Here is an 18,910-nt window from a genome sequence, read left to right as displayed (position 1 = left end):
GGCCGGGCGAGTGATCGACAGGAGATGCGAACATTCGCAACGCCGTCAAAGCGGATGGCTCCAGTGTGCGTGGATGACCAACGATATGATGGCCGTCATTTCTTCAGGACGATGTGCGTGGCTTTCGCCGTCGCCTCATGGGCGGCAACCTGAAAGCCAAGCGAAGGCAGGTCGATGCCGGCAAACATTGCCTCTCCCCTCCCGAGCACAACCGGTGAAACGGCATAGTGTATCTCGTCGACCAAGCCCGCCTGGAGATATTGCCGCACCGTGCTGACACCGCCGCCGATCTTGATATCCTTGCCTCCGGCCGCGGCCTTGGCCTGCATGAGCGCGTCCTCGATCCCGCCCGTGACAAAATAAAAGGTCGTACCGCCTTCCATGACGATCGGCTTGCGGGGATAATGCGTCAGGATGTAGGTCGGCGCGTGATAGGGCGGATTGTCGCCCCACCAGCCTTTCCAGTTTTCATCGGGCCATTTGTCGCGAATGGGGCCGAACATATTGCGGCCGAGGATGAAGGCGCCAAAACCGGTATTCGCCAATGCTGCATATTTCGCATCGGCACCTTCGGTTTCACCCTCTTTGCCGAACATCGCCTGGAATGTCTGGGTCAGGAAAAACCACTCGAACAATTCCGGCCCGCGCTTGCCCAAGGGGTCATTCAGGCTTTGCTCCAGTCCAGCCCCAAAGCCATCAATCGAGAGCGAGAATCCTGCGACACGAACTTTCGACATTCTGTCCTCCATCCAATTGCAATTTGCAACTGGTTGTGTGGTAGCATGGCTCGTCTTACATTGCAATCGATTCACCGAAGGAAGCGAATATGGATATCGAGCGGCGGTCGGGATGCCCGATCAACCTGACAATGGAGGTGTTGGGGGATCGCTGGAGTCTGGTCGTCATTCGGGACATCATGTTCGGCAATCGGCGGCATTTTCGCGAACTGCTCAATCGGTCCGAGGAGGGGATTGCCTCCAACATACTCGCCGCGCGTCTGAAGCGTCTTGTTTCACTCGGCTTGATCACCAAGCTGGACGATCCCAGCCACAGTCAGAAGGCGATTTACAGTCTGACGGAACCGGCGATTCAGCTCGTGCCGATGATCGCCATGATCGGCGCCTGGGGTAGGCGGCATCTGCCCGTCAGTGAAGACCTGAGCATCCGTGCCGAACTTCTTGAGAAAGGCGGACCCGCCCTTTGGGATGACTTCATGAACGATCTTAGAAATATTCACATTGCGGACCCGATCGGCGGAGCAAATGGGAGCGTCACATCGCCTGTCTTGATAGGTCTTACAAACGCCTTTCTCGAGGTCCGCGCAAAAATGGAGCGCAAAGAGTGAGATCATTTTGCGCCGCTAACGGCGGAATGCTCCGCTTCGGCGACTTTGCGCAGGAACCGTCCAGAAAAGGTGCAAAATAGCGGCAATCGCCGCTATTTCGGTTCAAGTCGTCTGTTATCGAATCCGTTTCTCTGCTTGGCGGCGTCAGAGCAGCGTCCGGCCGCCGTTGACGGCAAGTTTCTGCCCCGTGATGAAATCCGCCTTGCTCGAGGCGAGAAAGACGACGGCGTCGGCGATGTCTTCCGGCTTGCCGAAATGGGCCATGGGCGTCTGCGCGAGATAGCCTTCCTTTGCCTGCTGGGAAGCATCGGCATGGCGCTCGACCGGAATCCAGCCAGGCGCGATGAGATTGACGGTAATGCCTTCCGGCGCGAGCTCTCTCGCCCAGGAGCGCGTCATCGAGAGCATAGCGCCCTTGGCGGCAGCATAATTGCCGAAATTCGGATTGCCGAGCTCAGCGATCTCGGAACCGATGTTGATGATGCGGCCGGACTTGCGGGCGCGCCAGTCCGGCAGCACGGCTTGCAGCAGTTCCAGCGGCGCCTTGACGAAGAATTCGAGCTGATCGAGGTAAGTCCGCCAGGATTGCTCCATGAGCGGCATATCCGGCTGAGGGCCGGTCGCGTTGTTGACGATGAGATCGACCGGCCCGAGCGCTGCCCTGATCTTTTCCAAACCGTCTGCAAGCTGGTCCTTGTCGATCACGCTGAATTTTGCGGCATAAGCCTGTCCACCACGCTGCCGAATGGTATCGACGATCTTCTCGGCCCCCTGAGTGTCGCTCGCATAGTTGACGGCGACGGCCCAGCCAGCCTCGGCAAGCTCCAAGGCGATCACCGCACCCAGACCGCGAGAGGCGCCCGTTACCAGCGCTACTTTCATGGCATTCCTCCTTGGGCCTGTCCGGCCCTTTTCCTCAATGGTGTCAAGCTTGGGCAGCAGCACATTGATGCTGTCTCTGCATCTATGGAACAATATGTCCATGGTGGCCGAAAGCACGTTCCGGCCATCCATTTCAGATATGGATGTTACCAGCGATGATGAACATGCGGCGCGATCAGGCGCTCGTAGATTTCGCGCGTCGCCGCCATGACATCGGCGGAAAGCGGAGCGAGATCGGCCGCCGCCGCATTGGCCTTGGCCTGCTCGGCATTGCGCGCACCCGGAATGACGACGGTGACGGCATCGTTCATCAGGATCCAGCGCAGCGCGAAGGCTGCCATGCTGGTACCGGCTGGAACCAGCCTGCGCACCTCTTCCACGGCCTGCAGACCGACTTCGAACGGCACGCCGGCAAAGGTTTCGCCGACATCGAAGGCCTCGCCATGACGGTTGAAATTGCGGTGGTCGTCGCTGGCAAATTGCGTATCGCGGGTGATCTTGCCGGACAGTAGACCGGAGGCGAGCGGCACGCGGGCGATGACGGCGACGTTCTTGCGCTTGGCCTCCTTGAAGAACAGATGGTCGGGACGCTGGCGGAAGATGTTGTAGATGATCTGGATGCTGAGCACGCCCGGATATTCGATCGCCTTCAGCGCTTCCTCGACCTTCTCGACGCTGACGCCGTATCCTTTGATCTTGCCCGCCTTCTGCAATTCGTCGAGCCCGGCAAAAACTTCTGGACGATAGAGAACTTCGGTCGGCGGGCAATGAAGCTGCACGAGATCAAGGCTCTCGACGCCAAGATTCTTGAGGCTGCGATCGATGAAGCCTTCGAGATTGGCCTTGGTATAGCCGTCGGCCACATGCGGGCTCAGCCGGCGGCCAGCCTTCGTCGCCACCATCGGGCGCTCGCCGCCGCGCGCCTTTAGCACATCGGCAATGATCTTTTCCGAGCGGCCATCGCCATAAACGTCGGCGGTATCGATGAAGGTCATGCCGGCATCAAGGGCAGCGTTGAGCGCCGCGCGGCCGTCGGCCTCGCTGACATCGCCCCACGCGCCGCCAATCTGCCAGGCGCCGAAGCCGACATCGGTCACGATAAAGGGCGTCCGTCCGAAGGCATGATGTCTCATGAGTAGTCTCCTCTCTTTTATTCATAAGATGATAGCGCAGTAGCAGCCGCCCGACAGGGCCACAAGCGCACATTGGCGATCGAGGATCGCAATCGCGTGACTGAACACGGCAGGACGGGCCGGCTTACGAAACCGTTGGATGAAGTAGCCGGCGCGGTATTCATTGCGCCTCTATTTCCTTAAAAGGAAAGGCCGGATTTCTGACCGCTATCGGAGCCCATGTCCTCTTTCAGCTTCATCCACGCCGCCGATCTCCATCTTGGCAGCCCCTTTCAGGGCCTGGCCCTGAAGGATGCCGCCGTCGCTGCTGTCTTCGTCGAAGCGAGCCGCAAAGCGTTCTCGACGCTGGTGGGCCTGGCGATCGAAAAGTGCGTCGATTTCTTCGTCATTGCCGGCGATGTCTATGATGGCGACTGGAAGGACAACAAGATCGGCTTGTTCTTCAATCGCGAGATGGCGCGGCTGGAGCGGGCGGGCATTCCGGTCTACCTGCTGCGCGGCAATCACGATGCGGCAAGCGTCATCACCAAGACCATCACCTTGCCGTCAAACGTTCATGAGTTTCCGACTAGCAAACCGGGCAGTGTCAGGCTGGAGGCGCTGAAGGTGGCGCTGCATGGCCAGGGCTTTGCCGAACGCTCCGCCAACGACAATCTGGCGATCACCTATCCCGCGCCCGTTTCCGGCTGGTTCAATATTGGCATTCTCCATACCTCGCTGACCGGGCGCGAGCCGCACGCACCCTACGCGCCGTGTTCCGTGGATGACCTGCGTTCGCGCGGCTATGACTACTGGGCGCTCGGCCATGTGCACGATTTTGAAGTGGTGGCGCAGGACCCGCTCGTTATTTTTCCCGGCAATCTGCAGGGCCGCAATATCCGTGAACGCGGTGCCAAGGGCGCGGTGCTGGTGACCGTCGAAGACGGACGCATCGTGCATGAGCGCATCATCGTCGATGAGGCCCGTTTTGCGCAGGCCGATATTGTCGTCGATCCGGAGGACGATCAGGCGGCGATCCTCCGACGCGTGGAGCACGCAGTGCAGCTCTTGGCCCACGAGATGGACGGGCGCATGACAGCACTGCGCGTGCGGCTTTCCGGCGTAACGCCGCTGCAGGGTGCGATAGCTGCCAATCGCCAGCAATGGCGCGACGAAGTGGAAGCTGCCTGTCACCGTATGCATGAGGATATCTGGCTGGAAAAGCTGGAACTGCGCCTTGAGCCGCCGCCGGAAAGATCGGCGGAGGCGGACGGCGCGCTCGATCTGCGCCAGTTACTGGCAGACCATACCGGCGATACGGATATTGCAGCAGAGGCGGCCCGGTTGATCGATGAGATTGCGGTGCGGCTGCCGGGCGGCCTCGGCGCGACGGAACAGCCGCTTGACGACAGCATGGACACCCTCATAGAAGAGGCGCGGCAATTGCTGCTGGCGCGCGGGCAGGGGGCAGGCTGATGCGCTTCACCCGCCTCGATATTCTCCGCTATGGCGCGCTGACCGATCGAGCGATCGATTTTCGTCGCGACGCACGGCTGCATGTGATCTATGGTCCGAACGAGGCGGGCAAATCCTCGGCTTTGAGCGCGATCTCTGATCTTCTCTTTGGTTTCCCAACCGCTGCCGAGCAAAGCTTCCTGCATGAACCAAATACCTTGAGGATCGGCGCCGATATCAGCGCGCGTGATGGTGCAAAGCTGAGCTTCCGCCGCCGCCGTGGCCGCAAGGGGACGCTTCTCGCACCCGACGATAAGGAAACGGCGCTCGCCGAAGATGCGCTTTCGCCCTTCCTTGGCAATTTGAGCCGCGATGTCTTCGAGCGCGCCTTCGGGCTCGATTCGCAGCGACTGCGGCAGGGCGCGACTGCGATGCTGCGTAGCGGCGGCGAGATCGGCAGTCTGCTATTTTCGGCGGCGTCCGGTCTGACGGGCCTGTCACGTCTGCGCCAGTCGCTGGAAGCGGAGGCGGACAGCATCTATGCGGCCAGGCGCTCGAAGGATCGTGGCTTCTACCAGGCTCTCGACCGCTATGAGGATGCCCGCAAGGCCGAGAAGGACAACGAGCTGAAATCCGGCGACTGGAAGAAGCTGCTTGCCGAAGCGGCCGAGCTGGAGACGGCGCTGGAACGCCTGCAGGCGGAGCGCCGCAGCACGCGTGAGGCGCTGGATCGGCTCCAGCGGCTGAAGACCCTGCAGCCTCTGCTGTCAGAAATCGATGCGGAAACTCTTGCGCTCGATGGCCTTTCCGATCTTGCCGCCATACCGGACGGCTTTGCCGATAAACTAGAACAGAGACTGCGGGATAAAGAGGCGAGCGAAGCGGAACTGCGACGCGCGCGGCAAGCCGTTCTGCGCGCGGAAGAGGATCTCTCGCGCATCCAGGTGGATGAAGCGTTACTGCAGATGTCGGGCGATATCACGCAGCTCTTTGCCGATACCGGCAACTACCGCGCCCAGCGTCACGATCTGCCGCGCGTCGATCAGGAACTTGCCGGTTACGACACGACGCTCTCGCAGCTTGCCCGTCGCCTCGGTCTTGCCGAAGCCGAGCTGGAACGGCAGCAGCCGAGCGATATCGATCGCGCGCGTCTGTCCGAATTGGTGGAGCAGGGCAGGCAGCTTGCGCGGCAGATGCAGTCGCTTGCCGAACAATCCGACAGCGAGCGCAGGCAGTTGGCCACGCTCCAGAAGGACAGCCTTAACGGGCGGCTGATCGATCCGCGACCTTATATTGACCAGCTTGAGGCTTTGGGCAGCGATCTCTCCGCCTTGGCTCGCCGTGATGGGTTGGAAACCCAGATACGTCGCACCGATGCCGATCTCCACGAGGCGGCCGGACGGCTGCAGCCACCGGTCGGTGACATTGAACTGCTCTTCTCGGTACCGCTTCCGGAAATGACGGAGATTACGGGACATCGCGATGCGATCGACGCCGCGCGATCGAGGGTGCGCGACGCTACCGGCAAGCTGCAGACCTATGATGAGCAGCTGGCTGAGATAGTGCAAATCCTCGCGGATGCCGAGCGCACCGGGCCAGTTGTCACGCGCGAGCAGATCGCCGCTGCACGCAAGAGCCGCGATGCGCAATGGGCCTCCATCCAGGAAAAGTGGAAGGACGGCGCGGCTCCGGAAGCGAAGATCCTTGCGGCACTGACTGTCAGCGTGGCCGAGGCGGACCGTCTGGCCGATGCCGCCCTGAGCGATGCGGATCGGGTCGCGCGCCACGCCGACTATCGTTTGCGGCAGGCACGTTTGCTGCAGGAGCGGGAGGAGGCTTCCGGTCGGCTCAAGGGCTTCGAGAAGGCGCTGAAGGATACACAGGAAGCCTTCGCAGCCCTTTTTGAGCCTTGCGGTGTCGATGCCCTCGATCCATCGACGATGCTGGAATGGCGCCGCGGAGTGGAGCTGCTGCGACGTGAGCGCAAAGCGTTGCGGGATCTAATCGATCAACGGGATGAGAATGCGTTGGCGGAAAACCGCGTCTTGCCCGCGCTGCAGGATATCGTCGAGGCAAGCGGCTACAAGAGCGGCCGCCTTCCGCCGGCAGCGATTGCGGAAGGCCTGCGCAAGCATCTGCGCCTTCTGTCCGAACGCTGGAGCGAAAGCCGCACGCGGGAAGGGGAGATCGGCGCGGCGCGTGAAAGGCTGAGCCGGTTCGACGACCAGCAAAAGAGCTTGGAACGACAGTACGCCGATTGGCGCGGCGCATTCGCCAAAGCCGTGGAACTGCTCGGTCTGCCATCCGACACGACCCTGGACATGGCCAATGCCGCCTTGAAGGCATGGCAGGAACTGCCCGATGTCCTGGCGGAGCGCGAAAACCGCCTGCGCCGGGTCAATGGCATGCGGCGCGACATGGCGGATTTCGAGCGGCGGCTGGCGACCCTTGGCGCCAATAGCGGCTATGAGCTGGATCATCTGCCGCCAGATGCCGCTGCCGAGGCACTGCATACCCGCGTCAACGCCATGCGCGGCGAACTGAAGAAGCGCGACGCCCTGGAGGAGGAACGGCAGCGTGGGGAAGGGCTCGTCGTCCGCCAGGAGGCTGCGCTTGCCGCCATCGCCGCCGATCTGGAAGGACTGACCGCCGATCTCGGCGGGGTCGAAGATCTGCCTGCACTCCTCTCTCGACTGCGCGAACGCACGCGTCTGACTGCCCGGCTCGTCGAAAGCCGTGATCGCTTCCGCCAGCAAGCCGACGGCAAGACCGAAGACGATCTTCGCGCCGAGCTTGCCGGCTTCGAACGGGTTGCGGCCGATCTCGAAATCGAGCGATTGACGGAGGAAGATCAGCGGCAGTTCGCCGTGCATGGCGAACTTTCCGCACGGCTGGCGGAGAACCGCCGCCAGCGGCAGGCGCTGGAAACAGGCGTTAGCGCCGAATACGCGGTTTTCGAGAAGCTCTCGGCCGAGCAGGATGCAAAGGATCTCGCGCGACAATGGGTCGTGCTGAAGATTGCAGCCCGCATGCTTGCCGGCTCGATGGAGGCTTATCGCGAGAAGCAGGCCGATCCGGTCATCCGGCGTGCCGGTGAGCTGTTCTCGCAGCTGACGGGTGGCCGCTTCTCCCGCCTGGTCGAAGCCCACGATGAAAGCGATGCGCTGCAGTTGCTGGCGGAACGAGCGGCCGGCGAACGCGTGCCGCTCGACGGCTTGAGCGAAGGGACGGGCGACCAGCTTTATCTCGCGCTACGGCTGGCGTTTCTCGAGGATTATTCCGCCCGCAACGAGCCTGCGCCGTTGATTGTTGACGACATCTTCCAGACCTTCGATGACGAGCGCGTTCGGGCCGGTTTGCAGGTGCTGGCCGCAACGGCCGATCGTTTCCAGACGATCCTCTTTACCCATGAGAGAAGCGTGGTCGACATTGCCAAAAGGGAAATCGGCAAGGATCTCGACTTGATCCAGCTCTGACCGGCTCGCAGATCGCGCTACGGCATCGACGGGATATGCAGTTGCGTCGGTATCACGATCCTCGGGTCCGACTTGTCCCGGCTGTAGGCTGGATTGAGCGCGCGGTCGATGAAACCCTGCGTGGCGTGGAGCCGGCGCAGGTTCTGCTTTTCCTGCTCGAAACGCTTTTTCCGCTCGCCGGATTTGTCCGAGCCGCGCGACAGCGATTCATGGTGATAAAGACAGGCGAAGGGCGTCCAGACGATGCGATAGCCGGCTTTGTGAGCCCGCAGACAATAATCCACATCATTATAGGCGACCGCGAAATTCTCCTCGTCGAAAAGGCCGATTTTCCTTAGGCAGTCCCCCGAGATCAGCATCACCGCTCCGGTCACGCAGGTCATGGTGTTGCGTACATGCAGCCGGTTCATCGGTCCGCCGAACTCCTTGGGCTTGTTCAAATACCAGTGACCTGCAAGTCCACCGAAACCGATGACTACACCGGCATGCTGCATCTTGTCGTTCGCGAAGAGCAGTTTGGCGCCGACGATGCCGGCTCTGTCATAGGCGAAGCAGGAGACCATCTCCTTCAACCAATCCGCTTCGATGACCTCGATGTCGTTATTGAGGATGAGATAGTGCTCCCCCGTCGCCGCGCTCAGGCCTCGATTGACCGAGCGCGAGAAGTTGAAGGCTTCCGGTGTGACAGTTGCCGAAAATCGCGGCTCGCTCTGGCGGTAGCGCTTGTAGAGATCGAGGACTGGTTGATCCGTGGAACCGTTGTCGACGACCAGAACTTCGAAATTCGGATAATCCGTCTTTTCAAAGAGATCGCCGAGGATGCGTGAAATGAGATCGAAATTGTTTTTGCTCGGAATGACGATCGAGATTTTCGGCCACGCATGCGGGGCTTCAAAGATGATCCGGTGCAGCGTCGTGGTGAGAGCGCCCTCGACGGCGATCGGCTGCTTTAGCCGCTCAAATCGTTCGACCAGCGCTTTCCTGGCGTTCGTGGTAGCGGCCTCCATGAACTTGCGGGAAAAGGTCTTGCCATTGCGCCGCCACCAATATGCCGGGTAGGGCAGGTGGAGGACGCTCTCCTCGGGGACGCCCTCCAGATAACGCAGCAACAGATCGTAATCCTGCGAGCCGTCGTAGCCCATGCGGAGATAGCCGATCTCCCGGAGGCGGTCGTGGCGGTAGATAGAAAAATGATTGATGTAATTGACGCCCGTCAGCAGCACGGAATCATAAGCAGGCTTCAGCATGACGCCGGTCGGCTTCAAGATGTCGTCGACCACCAGTTCGTCTGTATAGAGGAAATTCGCGTCCGGATTTTGCTCCAGCGTATGCCGGATGAGCTTGAAGGCATGCGGTGCGATGACATCGTCATGATCGAGAAAGGCGATCCATTGCCCTCGTGCCTGGGACAGACCTGCATTGGTAGCGGCCGCGATGCCACCGTTGCGCTCATTCAGCACAAAACGGATATTGTCTTTCGATTGTTGGCTCCGATACCACTGCAGCGTTTCCGGCGACGTCGAGCCATCATCGCTCAGGATGAGCTCGGTGCCTGTTTCACCCTGTTCTTCAAAGGATTTGGCGAGGTCGTCCAGATAACGGGGCGGAGCATTATAGACGGGAACTACCACACTGAGCCAGGTTCCCACCGCCGGTACCGATGCTGTCTCCAGTTCTGCAGCAAGCCTATAGCTCGCCTCGGCATATTGTATCGTCAGGTTAGGCGCGCGGCGCCCCAAGCGCAGTCTGGGCAATTTCAGCCAATACTGGGGCAGCCTGCCGAGATCGACACGTTTGGTTCGTTCCTCGCTTCGAAGAAGGGTTGCAATATATCTTTCAGCCGATTTTTCGGACGCAAAGGCCCTGGCGGCGAACTGGAACGTCGTCGGGAAGCTGGCCGGATCGGCACGCAGGGCGCAGATGGAGCCGACCGAACCGATGTCCGCGGTGATGACGAAACGATGCCCTTCCGGAAGAGAGACCGTATCCTTCTCGCGGAAGCCGTAGCCGCGATTGATATAGAATTTGGGATCTAGCGGCTCGTCGGTTGCGACTACATGGATGACGATCAGCTTCTTTCGCACCGGCGAAAATCTGATCTCGAAAGCCGGATCATCCCCCATGGATTTCCATAGGCTGGGATCGGCGTCAACGGAGATTTCCCGTTCGAGATCGGCGTTCGGTATAATTTTGAGTGTCATCAAAATATTGATTTCTTCTAAATGCGAGCAGAGGCATTGCCTGAGAAATTCCTGGCCTAGCCCGCGCCGCTGAGAGGTTCAAAACGTATGCCTGGAAATGTCGGACTGGCATACAGCCGCATTTTCTCGATCGAATGTCGTGTGGCATCGCGAGCAGAAAGCCGTCGCGCGCGGTCGCCGATGAGCAGGTCGATAGCGGCAAGCCACTCGTCGGCGGTATTGCCGATGTGAAGTTCCCCGGCGACGACGCATCGTTCGAAAGTCGGGCATCGGGAAAATATGGCTGCTGCCTGCAGGCGGCTGATGTCGATCCGCTTGGTATCCGAGCGGCTCGCATTGGTCTTTCCGGACAGAAGAGGAGCCAGAGCGATATCGGCTTGATGATGTGCTGTCTTTGCGAGATAGGCCGGCCACGGGAGCGGCGGAATGATCGCCATTCTCGCCGGGTCGATCCCTTGCAAAGCCCAGCGTCGAGCGAGAGTGCCGGCGGCAAAAACCTCGAAATGCAGGTTGCCGTGTTTTTCCATCGCGGCTTTGACGATCGGCATGAGGAACTCGTGTTCGCGGCGATGGACGCCGGTGGCATGGTAGACCATCCTCAGCGGCGTGCCTCCGTCATCCCTGCCATTGACCACGATTTCTGCTGCATCCGCTGGAAGCGGCGGCAGGATATCTATCCGATGGCTTCTCATCGCGAGCGCGTTTGCCAGGGGTTCGGTCGAAGTCCAGACATGAGTAAGGAGCCTATTGACCCTCGGCATTGGGCGGACCGCCAATTTGATCAGCCTGAACTTATAGAGCCAACCGGCTTCGTTGCCGGTCACGACGGCGGGGATGTCGTCATCGACGAAATAGGCGACCCCGGCAAGCGTGCCTCGCCTTTCCTCCAGCCAGCGCAATTGCGGCTGCTTAATGTAGCGGCAAATGATGACGAAGAGTCCGTCGCTATCGATGGCGTCGAGGGGGTCGTCGAGGCCTTTCATGATGACCGGAATGTGGCCGAGTGTCTTGGCCCGCTCAGCAAGATAGTAGCTGAAGCTCGGATTGGGGTGGCGCGACAAGATGAGCAGACGCCTGGCAACGCGCTCACCATCTCCCGCCAACGCACTGGATGGCCGCGGTCTTGGAAGCAATTGATAGACGATGTCGCGCAAAACTTGCATGGGGCTTCCGCGCAAAATCACGCCAGGCGACTTCGGAGATTTGCGAGGATGCCGAAAACGGCACCCCAGGCAAGGAGCGTCACACCCAAGATCCCGCCGATCCAGAGTGCCCGCTGAGGATACTCCGCCTCGTCGGGCAGGCTGGGCGCCAGGAACGTATCGAGGTAGAGCAACTGCTGCTTGCTGACGAACTTGACCTGCTCCAGCGTCTTCATGCTCGAGGCAAATTGCTGCTCGGCAAGGCTCTGTTCCAGTTCGCGCTGCGACATATCCACGGAAACGTCCGCGAGATTCTGTTCGGATTTGTTCTGCCCGGCGACTTGGCTGTTGAGCTGATCGATCTGCTTCTGCCTGCTGTCGATCTCGCGTTTCAACACGCGCATCTGCGGTGCATCGGCGGAGACGGTCCCAAGCAGCGCGTCATATTTCTGTTGAAGCTCTATCCTCTCCTTCTGCACGGATGAGATCAGGTTCGTGATAACGGTCGACGATCCCTCGACGCTGAGGACGCCTGTCTGGTTGCGCGCAATCAAAAGCTGATCTCGCGCCTTCTGCAGCTGATCCCTAGCATTGTCGAGATTCGCCTGGGCGGTTGCGATGACGTCACGCCAGATGCGGGTGTTGACGTCGTTAACAACGACCTCGGACGCGGCGACAACCTCGCGCAATACCTTCTGAGCATCGGCCGCGGTGAAAGCCCGTGCCTTGACCGTCACGATGCCGCTGTTCGCATCGATTTTGACCGAAACCATGTCTTCCCAGTAATTGAGCAGCTTTTCCGAGCTCGCATCCTTCTTTAGGCGCGCAATCCGATCGATCGAGTCGTTGCCGTAGATCTTTTGAAAGTCGACCCTTTCCTCGAGGGCGGTAACCATGTCCTTGCTCTTGATGAAGTTGGTGACGATCAGGGTGTTCTGGACGATCTGTGCCGGCGGCAGGCCGGTCACCTTGGTAATCTGATTGCTGCCGAGTGCGGGCGTGGAGGTGCGGACCGTAAAGCGCGTTTCCGATTGATACTGATCGGACGCGACACAGGTAAAATAGTAGATCGAAGCAACATTGGGGACGACAATCAGCAGAAAGGTCGATGCCAGCATGACCTTGCCGATGATCTGCTGCATCGGCCGCGGCCGCAGGCCGACGGCCTTGAACAGCTGGCTGCGCCTCGATGTCGAGAAGCGCAGTTTCCGCGCGGTCACCGACAGATTCGTGGCCACGTTCCGGCTACGCTCCGTCGCGCTGAGCTGAAGCGTTTTTGGCGCGTTTTCGGTATCATGAGCCATATTGGGCCTTGCTGTCGATTCCTGATCTTCTATCGATTCAATCTATAATAGGCTTCGATAGCCTGCTCTACCTTATCGAAGACGATAAGTCTGCCATCGACAAGTACAATACCCCTGTCGCAATGTGTATTAATCATGCTCATGCTATGGGACACCATGATGATATCGGAATTCTTGCGCCTGTTCTCGAACGCGATGCGGCAGCGCTCCTGGAAGCGCGCATCGCCGACCGCCAGAACTTCGTCCACGAGATAGCATTCGAATTCGATTGCCATCGAAAGCCCGAATGCCAATCGAGCGCTCATGCCCGAGGAATAAGTGCGTACCGGCGCATCGAGATAGTCGCCCAATTCGGCGAACTCTTCGACGAAGCGGGAGACGCGCCTGACATCCTCGCCGTAAGCGCGCGCAACGAAATGAACATTGGCCCGCCCCGTCATGAAGGGATTGAAGCCGCTGCCGAGGCCCAGCGGCCAGGATACCCGAACATTTTTGCTGATCTTGCCCGAATTCGGCAGCATCGTGCCTGCAATCATGCGGATCGTTGTCGATTTTCCGGCACCATTCACGCCGAGCAGGCCGTAGGAATAGCCGGATTCGAACTCGCAATGCACCCGGTCGAGGATGATCTTCTTGCCGCTCTGTGTCTTGAAGAATTTCGAGACGTTCTTGAAGCTGATCATGGTGCTTTCCCACTCATATCCGGTGATCCTCGACGGATGCCCAGATGAGAGAAAGGGTCGCCCAAGTGACAACAAGCGCAAGCAATATGATCAGCGGTGTGCTGACGCGACGCGGAAATATCGATTCGTCTGGCAGCACCGGCTTGACGAAAACGGCGAGATAGAGCGTCTTGCGCAGAGCTTCGGCTAGCACGGCATCGTAGTTCTTCTGCGCGCTTTCGTAGAGCTTTTCCGCGATCATGCGATCGGTCTCCAGCCTGGAATAGTCCAGCAGGGCCTTTGCAAGGCTTGCATTCTCAGGGCCTGTCAACTCCGATCTCATCTTTTCGATCTGTGCATCGAGACTGTCTTTAGCGAGATTGAGCTGCTGATAGGTCGGAGAATTCTGGGCATTGGATTGCCGCATGACGAAGAGACGCGTTTCGAATTCCAGTTTTTGCGCAAGCAGCCCTGTCAGAAGCGTGCCGCTGTTCCTGGCTTGCATCTGCGGGCTGAGAAGGCCCGATGCGTTTTGGAACTGGTTGAGGGCGATCAGCGTGTCGCCATAGGCCTTGCCGCTTTTCTGAACGTCGGCCTTCATGCTCCGCACGATGTCATTGCGCGCCCGTTCGGAAAGCTCGTTGATGAGCTTTTCGCTTTCCTCGATGATGGCGTCAGCGAGCTTGACGGAATCATCGGGCGTGAAAGCCCTGACCTTCAGTGTGATGATGCCGGAGGTGACGTCTATATAGGCGCTGACATGGTCGTTCCAGTACTTCAGGAACTCTTCGTCGGATCGCGCCGAGCTGAATCGCGACAGGAAATCCGCATCCTGCCGGGTAAACATGGCCCGATAATCGAGTTTCTTGCCGATCCGGTTCAGAATTTCCGTCGAGTGAATGAAGCTGGTGACGACATAGGCGTCCTGCGAAGCCGAGCGCATGTTCAGAGCGCTGGTGGCTCCGCCGGGGTCGCCGGCATCGCTGGTGTCGCCTGCTCCCGACACGGCACGAACGGCAAAACGTGCTTCCGCCACATATTGGTTCGAGGCAATGAAGGCGTAATACACCGAACTGGCCAGAAAAGGCAGGATAACGAGCAATACGAAGCCGATAAGCCTCAGCGGCGGCTTACCGCCCGACTGTGTTTCGGGCTCGTTGCTGTCATGCACCGGGATGTATTCGATGTCCTCGAGATCGGTGCGCGCACGCTGCGCCGGCAGCCTGCGCCGAAACAGCGAAGGCAGGATATGCCGGCTCGTTTTTACCCGCGGAGAGTCCTGAATTATCGCGTCTTCAATGACTGGCTTCGGCATGTCAGCTTGCAATCGTTTCCGGCAGTCCGGGCGCGGTTGGTTTCATCGCCTGACGCACATAGTGGTCGAAAATCAAATCCTCTTCGAGCATGAGCTCGGCAATATGCAATGAACGCAACCTTGTCGCAACGTCTTCAAGGGTGCTGTGTCTGGGTGGCAATGGAAAATCGTCAACTGAAATCCCGATGAGCTCGCTGAGCGCCTGTTGAAAATAAAGACTGTCCGTATCGAAACCGACAATTGCAAAGCGCGAGAGAAGATCGATGGCGCTGGCGACATCGGCACGTGTCACCGTCTGTTCCGGTATGGTCGTGGCCAATTGCCGGGTGACCGGCGATACGAGGACGTTTCTGACGCTCTGAGGCGCCTTCTTCAGGGCGGTCTTGAGAGAGGCTTCGTTTTCAAGGCTCACCTCGGCGAAATGCTCCGCAGCAGGCGCCAGGATGATCTTGTCGCGATCACCGAAGAAGGAAATCTGAGTTTTCGCCATCCGTTTCAGAAGGAATATCCGCAGAGCAAGTTCGTAATAGGGATCGGTAAGCAGAACGATGGCCTTGAATCCCTTGTCGAGAAACTCTTCGTAATTGCGCATCAACAGCCGGCCGCTAAGATAGATTGACTGGATGGCGTTCAGATGAAAGGCCTGAAGGGTCGTTTCGTGACCGAAGCGCTCAACGGATGAAAGCTCGTATTGAAAATTGCGGCCGCAATAGTAGTCGAATTTGACCATTGGCAGCAGCTGTGTCTCGAGCCTTACAATCTTTAACGGAATCGTGTTCGATACCTGAGGCCGGCGGTAGATCAGTAGCCCCGACTTGGCGTCATGGATCATCAGCGACGTACGTTCCATGAGGTCCGGCATGATTGTTGTGTCGAGCCTGAATCCGACATAGCCATCTTCGTGCCGTCCCGAGTCGATGACCGCCTGTTTGAGCTGGTCGCACGGCAGGATCATCAGATCGCCGGCGGCGTCCGAGATTCTGATTTGCGGTTTGTCGGAAAAACCATCCGGGATCAGATAGCCCTCGATAACATTGCCATGATCATATTCGAGGTTAAAAAGCACGGAGTTGCTCCGGCGCTTCTACCAGATCGGCACAGCGCCGAAATTGGTGATGGAATGACGTCATTACGCCCTGCATAGTATCACATCTATCAAGATGCCTATCGATATCGCAGATGTCGGGCCTTTGCATTCGAACCTCGTCAGACTTCGCTGGGCGCTTTTCGTGCCAGCAGCGAGAAGCTTGGGCCGCCTGGATGGCTTAGATTTTCATCTCGGATGACAACGTCATTGAAGCCGAATGTACGCAGCAGCATCAAGATGTCATCCCTGTGCATCCAAAAGTGCCGGTCCTTCATGCCTCCGCAGAAAGACGCATTGGCATTGGCGTGGTGATAGCTACGTTCGTAATAACGCACAGCAATGCCATCTATCAGTTTCGTCTCCACTTTACCGCTGAAAGGCAGCCAACGCACATCGCCCTCGGGCATTGCGTCCTCAAGGACGAAGTGCGTCCAGATGAAAACCGTATGAGACCGCTTTGCGAGCAGACGAAGAAACTCGCCGGGGTCGGCCATATGATAGAGAACCCCCGATGCAAGCGTTAAGTCGTAGATTTCTTCGCCTTCCGTCAGCCACGCTTGAATGTCGCCGAGCATGAAAGAGGCGGTGTCGATGTTCAGAATCTGCTTGGTGACCAGACACCTTAGAAAACAGAGACGGTTCGCTTCGATCGCATCGATCCGCGCCGGGCGATGGCAATTCAGCATATGGGTATGCATCCCTTCAAGCGGCCCGACTTCGAGAACGGTCCTGCCTTCTATCGATCCGAATGTGTGCAACGCCCAATCGATGCGGTCGTCGGCGTAAAGAGGCAGGTTGCCGGCCTTAAGACCGAATTCCGGCGGGAACGCACAGTTCCATCCTTGAAGCGCATCGATGGCATTTTGGTGCGCTGGCCTGCCTTGCTCGTACTGATCGAATATCTCCAGAGGACTTTTCGATGCTTTCTTCTGGGAGCGCTTTGAAAAACCAAGCATTAATACATAACCTTCATTTCAATCGGCATCCCGCCGATCCGGAGAAGTTCTCGCTTTGGCGTATCGCAGCCCCCAAAAACCGCTTTTTGCCTCGCAGCAAGTTGGCGGAATTTATAAGTGCCGGTGGACAATCGAGGATTGCCGAGACTGATTCGAGGAGCCATTGATGCTATCTCGCTGGAGGCAGAAATTCGGCAAGTACCGATTGTTGTGGTCTGTCATTTCTGCATGGGTTGCGGGTCAGGACTCAACTCCTTTATAGGCAATAGCAATCTTATGAAAAGCGGCACAAGTGCGATTCTGTGGAACTTTATGTCGCTGTTCGGGCGCTTTTTTACTATTGCCGTTACTTAACGGCTCCTTTTTATTTTTCAGAAAATTTTAATTTTAAACCGCAAATAATACTCGTCCAAATTGCTTTAACCGCTTTTGCCCCTTATAAACTCGATCTGATGGGGCGCTTCTTTAAACCCGGGTGTGTTCAGATGATCGCACCTGATATTTTTGATTGTATTCCCGGCGTTTGGGCTTGTTGACGCGCGCCCGTTATGCTTTTCAAGGCGTCGATAGATTTGATGCATTCTATGTCGATGTATGCCATCAGGTAATCACGGCAGCTAATTGGTTTGAGGGTTTCAATTGTTTCGTATTGGCGCCGTGATTTGTTGCGTGGTTCTTGCGGGATGTAATTCCGTTTCGAGCGAAGGTCCGCTGGCTGGCGCTATTGTAAAAGATGCCGGTCAATCCAGTGTTGAATTAGGTCGCAGGAATGCCGCAGTTTTCGACATTATCGACATCGACAGCCGCAGTGCGCGCTTGGTTTCTGACTATGTTTCCTCCACCCTCAATCGCCGTTTTGGCATGGGCGGCGGCGTCGGTCCGGTTGTTATCGGTGTCGGCGACGCATTGAAGGTCACGATTTTCGAAGCTGGTGCCGATGGCCTGTTTTCGACGGCGCAATCGAAGCAGGTATCGCTCGATATCGTCGTGCAGCCGGACGGCACGGCGGCAATCCCGTATGCCGGCTCGGTTCGATTCGCGGGCAAGACGCTTGACCAGGCTCGCAAGGCGATCCTGGCGGCGCTGGCTACAAAGGCCGTCGAGCCCGATGTCATCGTGACGAGCATGGGTACGCCGTCGCGCACCGTTACGGTTTCGGGCGCCGTTGGCCGTCCTTCCATGGTGCCGCTGGATCTGACCAGGGAAAAGATCACCGAAGTCATCGCCAAGGCCGGTGGCCCCTCGACGCAACCCTATGAAACCTATGTTACGCTGGTTCGCGGCAGCAAGACCGGCACGGTTCTGCTGAAGTCGATCATCGAGCATCCTTCGGAAGATATCTATGTACAGCCGGGCGACCAGATTTTCCTCGTCCGCGATCCGCGAACCTTCACCTTGCTCGGCTCTGTTCGTGGAGACGGCCGTATCGAGTTCGGGGCGAACGATCTGAATCTGCTCGAGGCTGTTGCCCTCGGTCATGGCGCGATCGACGATTCGAGCAATGCCAAGGGCTTCTTCCTGTTCCGCTACGAAGAGCCTGAAATCGCGAAGATTCTGCTCGGCCCCGCCCGTTTCCAGGAGCTGCTGCGCAAGGGAATGGTGCCGGATGCCAAGGGACGCTATCCGATCGTTTATCGGTTCGATATGTCCAATCCCGACAGCCTGATCGTAGGGCAGACCTTCCCGGTCAAGAGCCGCGACGTCATCTACGTGTCGCGCCATCCTTCCGTCGACATCAGGAAGTTCTTGAATCTTATCGGTACGCCGCTAGGCATCGCGTCCCAGGGAGCAGCAACAGCGGTGAATCTGGGGCAGTAATCCTGGAAAAATGAAGGAGCGGCGGTGCCATCTGGTCTCCCTGTGTTCCTATTCGTCGGCGGATGCCGACATCTGTATGATTGTGACGGATCGTGCCTTGTCGGCAACGGAAATTCATCGCGAACTGACTTGTCGAAAACGCGACAATCGTCGCA

The 18,910-nt window shown here is 58.3% G+C and carries 15 protein-coding genes; 5 read left to right on the top strand and 10 right to left on the bottom strand.

The window, feature by feature from the left end; all coding sequences use genetic code 11:
* Nucleotides 1–95 precede the first annotated feature (95 nt).
* Nucleotides 96–737: a dihydrofolate reductase family protein gene (locus tag GDN47_RS22875; RefSeq protein ID WP_145631435.1), complete on the bottom strand. Its 642-nt coding sequence runs from the start codon at nucleotides 735–737 to the stop codon at nucleotides 96–98.
* An 89-nt stretch (nucleotides 738–826) separates the two neighbouring features.
* On the opposite strand from GDN47_RS22875, the gene GDN47_RS22870 reads away from it, so the two are divergent.
* Nucleotides 827–1,345 carry a winged helix-turn-helix transcriptional regulator gene (locus GDN47_RS22870; RefSeq protein WP_113390754.1) on the top strand — a complete coding sequence of 173 codons (519 nt, stop codon included), beginning with the start codon at nucleotides 827–829 and terminating at the stop codon, nucleotides 1,343–1,345.
* A 144-nt stretch (nucleotides 1,346–1,489) separates the two neighbouring features.
* On the opposite strand, the gene GDN47_RS22865 is transcribed toward GDN47_RS22870, so the two are convergent.
* Entirely contained in the window at nucleotides 1,490–2,227 is a 738-nt protein-coding gene (locus GDN47_RS22865; protein ID WP_113351597.1) for an SDR family oxidoreductase, read from the bottom strand.
* Nucleotides 2,228–2,373: 146 nt separating this feature from the next.
* Complete coding sequence (locus GDN47_RS22860; RefSeq protein ID WP_113390755.1) at nucleotides 2,374–3,360, bottom strand: aldo/keto reductase; 987 nt, start codon at nucleotides 3,358–3,360, stop codon at nucleotides 2,374–2,376.
* Nucleotides 3,361–3,579: 219 nt separating this feature from the next.
* Here GDN47_RS22860 and GDN47_RS22855 point away from each other — a divergent pair, with 219 nt between their 5' ends.
* Nucleotides 3,580–4,815, top strand: a complete 1,236-nt coding sequence (locus GDN47_RS22855; protein WP_113328993.1) for a metallophosphoesterase family protein — start codon at nucleotides 3,580–3,582, stop codon at nucleotides 4,813–4,815.
* Nucleotides 4,815–8,270 (top strand): ATP-binding protein, encoded by a 3,456-nt coding sequence (locus GDN47_RS22850; protein WP_152094314.1) that lies wholly within the window; start codon nucleotides 4,815–4,817, stop codon nucleotides 8,268–8,270. Before GDN47_RS22855 ends, GDN47_RS22850 begins: the two co-directional genes overlap by 1 nt.
* Nucleotides 8,271–8,287: 17 nt before the next feature.
* On the opposite strand, the gene GDN47_RS22845 is transcribed toward GDN47_RS22850, so the two are convergent.
* From GDN47_RS22845 to GDN47_RS22815, 7 genes are all read right to left on the bottom strand, one after another.
* The gene (locus tag GDN47_RS22845) at nucleotides 8,288–10,471 is read right to left on the bottom strand and encodes a glycosyltransferase family 2 protein (RefSeq protein ID WP_113328991.1); all 2,184 of its coding nucleotides are present in this window, start codon (nucleotides 10,469–10,471) and stop codon (nucleotides 8,288–8,290) included.
* A 56-nt stretch (nucleotides 10,472–10,527) separates the two neighbouring features.
* Nucleotides 10,528–11,634, bottom strand: coding sequence for a hypothetical protein (locus tag GDN47_RS22840; RefSeq protein WP_113328990.1), 1,107 nt, complete (start codon nucleotides 11,632–11,634; stop codon nucleotides 10,528–10,530).
* A gap of 17 nt (nucleotides 11,635–11,651) precedes the next feature.
* Nucleotides 11,652–12,851: a KpsE/RkpR family capsule polysaccharide export protein gene (locus tag GDN47_RS22835; protein ID WP_233788738.1), complete on the bottom strand. Its 1,200-nt coding sequence runs from the start codon at nucleotides 12,849–12,851 to the stop codon at nucleotides 11,652–11,654.
* Nucleotides 12,852–12,946: 95 nt separating this feature from the next.
* Nucleotides 12,947–13,600 (bottom strand): ABC transporter ATP-binding protein, encoded by a 654-nt coding sequence (locus GDN47_RS22830; protein WP_069616299.1) that lies wholly within the window; start codon nucleotides 13,598–13,600, stop codon nucleotides 12,947–12,949.
* A 13-nt stretch (nucleotides 13,601–13,613) separates the two neighbouring features.
* Nucleotides 13,614–14,894, bottom strand: coding sequence for a KpsE/RkpR family capsule polysaccharide export protein (locus tag GDN47_RS22825; RefSeq protein ID WP_152094313.1), 1,281 nt, complete (start codon nucleotides 14,892–14,894; stop codon nucleotides 13,614–13,616).
* Nucleotide 14,895: 1 nt separating this feature from the next.
* Nucleotides 14,896–15,960: a hypothetical protein gene (locus GDN47_RS22820; protein WP_069616301.1), complete on the bottom strand. Its 1,065-nt coding sequence runs from the start codon at nucleotides 15,958–15,960 to the stop codon at nucleotides 14,896–14,898.
* 140 nt (nucleotides 15,961–16,100) lie between these two features.
* Complete coding sequence (locus GDN47_RS22815; RefSeq protein ID WP_152094312.1) at nucleotides 16,101–16,937, bottom strand: class I SAM-dependent methyltransferase; 837 nt, start codon at nucleotides 16,935–16,937, stop codon at nucleotides 16,101–16,103.
* Between the two features lie 302 nt (nucleotides 16,938–17,239).
* Here GDN47_RS22815 and GDN47_RS22810 point away from each other — a divergent pair, with 302 nt between their 5' ends.
* Both GDN47_RS22810 and GDN47_RS22805 read left to right on the top strand, forming a co-directional pair.
* A complete protein-coding gene (locus tag GDN47_RS22810) occupies nucleotides 17,240–17,473 on the top strand; it encodes a hypothetical protein (RefSeq protein ID WP_145320417.1) in 234 nt (77 codons plus the stop codon).
* Nucleotides 17,474–17,576: 103 nt separating this feature from the next.
* Nucleotides 17,577–18,755, top strand: a complete 1,179-nt coding sequence (locus GDN47_RS22805) for a polysaccharide biosynthesis/export family protein (protein ID WP_152094311.1) — start codon at nucleotides 17,577–17,579, stop codon at nucleotides 18,753–18,755.
* Nucleotides 18,756–18,910 lie beyond the last annotated feature (155 nt).

It is taken from the genome of Martinezella dioscoreae (assembly GCF_009176305.1).
Taxonomy (GTDB): Bacteria; Pseudomonadota; Alphaproteobacteria; order Rhizobiales; family Rhizobiaceae; genus Rhizobium; species Rhizobium dioscoreae.
This window is presented reverse-complemented; position numbering and strand designations above follow the sequence as displayed.

What these genes read in the sequence shown, in the direction of transcription:
- GDN47_RS22875 (WP_145631435.1), bottom strand. Translation starts at nt 737, where the DNA reads ATGTCGAAAGTTCGTGTCGCAGGATTCTCGCTCTCGATTGATGGCTTT.
- GDN47_RS22870 (WP_113390754.1), top strand. Translation starts at nt 827, where the DNA reads ATGGATATCGAGCGGCGGTCGGGATGCCCGATCAACCTGACAATGGAG.
- GDN47_RS22865 (WP_113351597.1), bottom strand. Translation starts at nt 2,227, where the DNA reads ATGAAAGTAGCGCTGGTAACGGGCGCCTCTCGCGGTCTGGGTGCGGTG.
- GDN47_RS22860 (WP_113390755.1), bottom strand. Translation starts at nt 3,360, where the DNA reads ATGAGACATCATGCCTTCGGACGGACGCCCTTTATCGTGACCGATGTC.
- GDN47_RS22855 (WP_113328993.1), top strand. Translation starts at nt 3,580, where the DNA reads ATGTCCTCTTTCAGCTTCATCCACGCCGCCGATCTCCATCTTGGCAGC.
- GDN47_RS22850 (WP_152094314.1), top strand. Translation starts at nt 4,815, where the DNA reads ATGCGCTTCACCCGCCTCGATATTCTCCGCTATGGCGCGCTGACCGAT.
- GDN47_RS22845 (WP_113328991.1), bottom strand. Translation starts at nt 10,471, where the DNA reads ATGACACTCAAAATTATACCGAACGCCGATCTCGAACGGGAAATCTCC.
- GDN47_RS22840 (WP_113328990.1), bottom strand. Translation starts at nt 11,634, where the DNA reads ATGCAAGTTTTGCGCGACATCGTCTATCAATTGCTTCCAAGACCGCGG.
- GDN47_RS22830 (WP_069616299.1), bottom strand. Translation starts at nt 13,600, where the DNA reads ATGATCAGCTTCAAGAACGTCTCGAAATTCTTCAAGACACAGAGCGGC.
- GDN47_RS22825 (WP_152094313.1), bottom strand. Translation starts at nt 14,894, where the DNA reads ATGCCGAAGCCAGTCATTGAAGACGCGATAATTCAGGACTCTCCGCGG.
- GDN47_RS22815 (WP_152094312.1), bottom strand. Translation starts at nt 16,937, where the DNA reads ATGCTTGGTTTTTCAAAGCGCTCCCAGAAGAAAGCATCGAAAAGTCCT.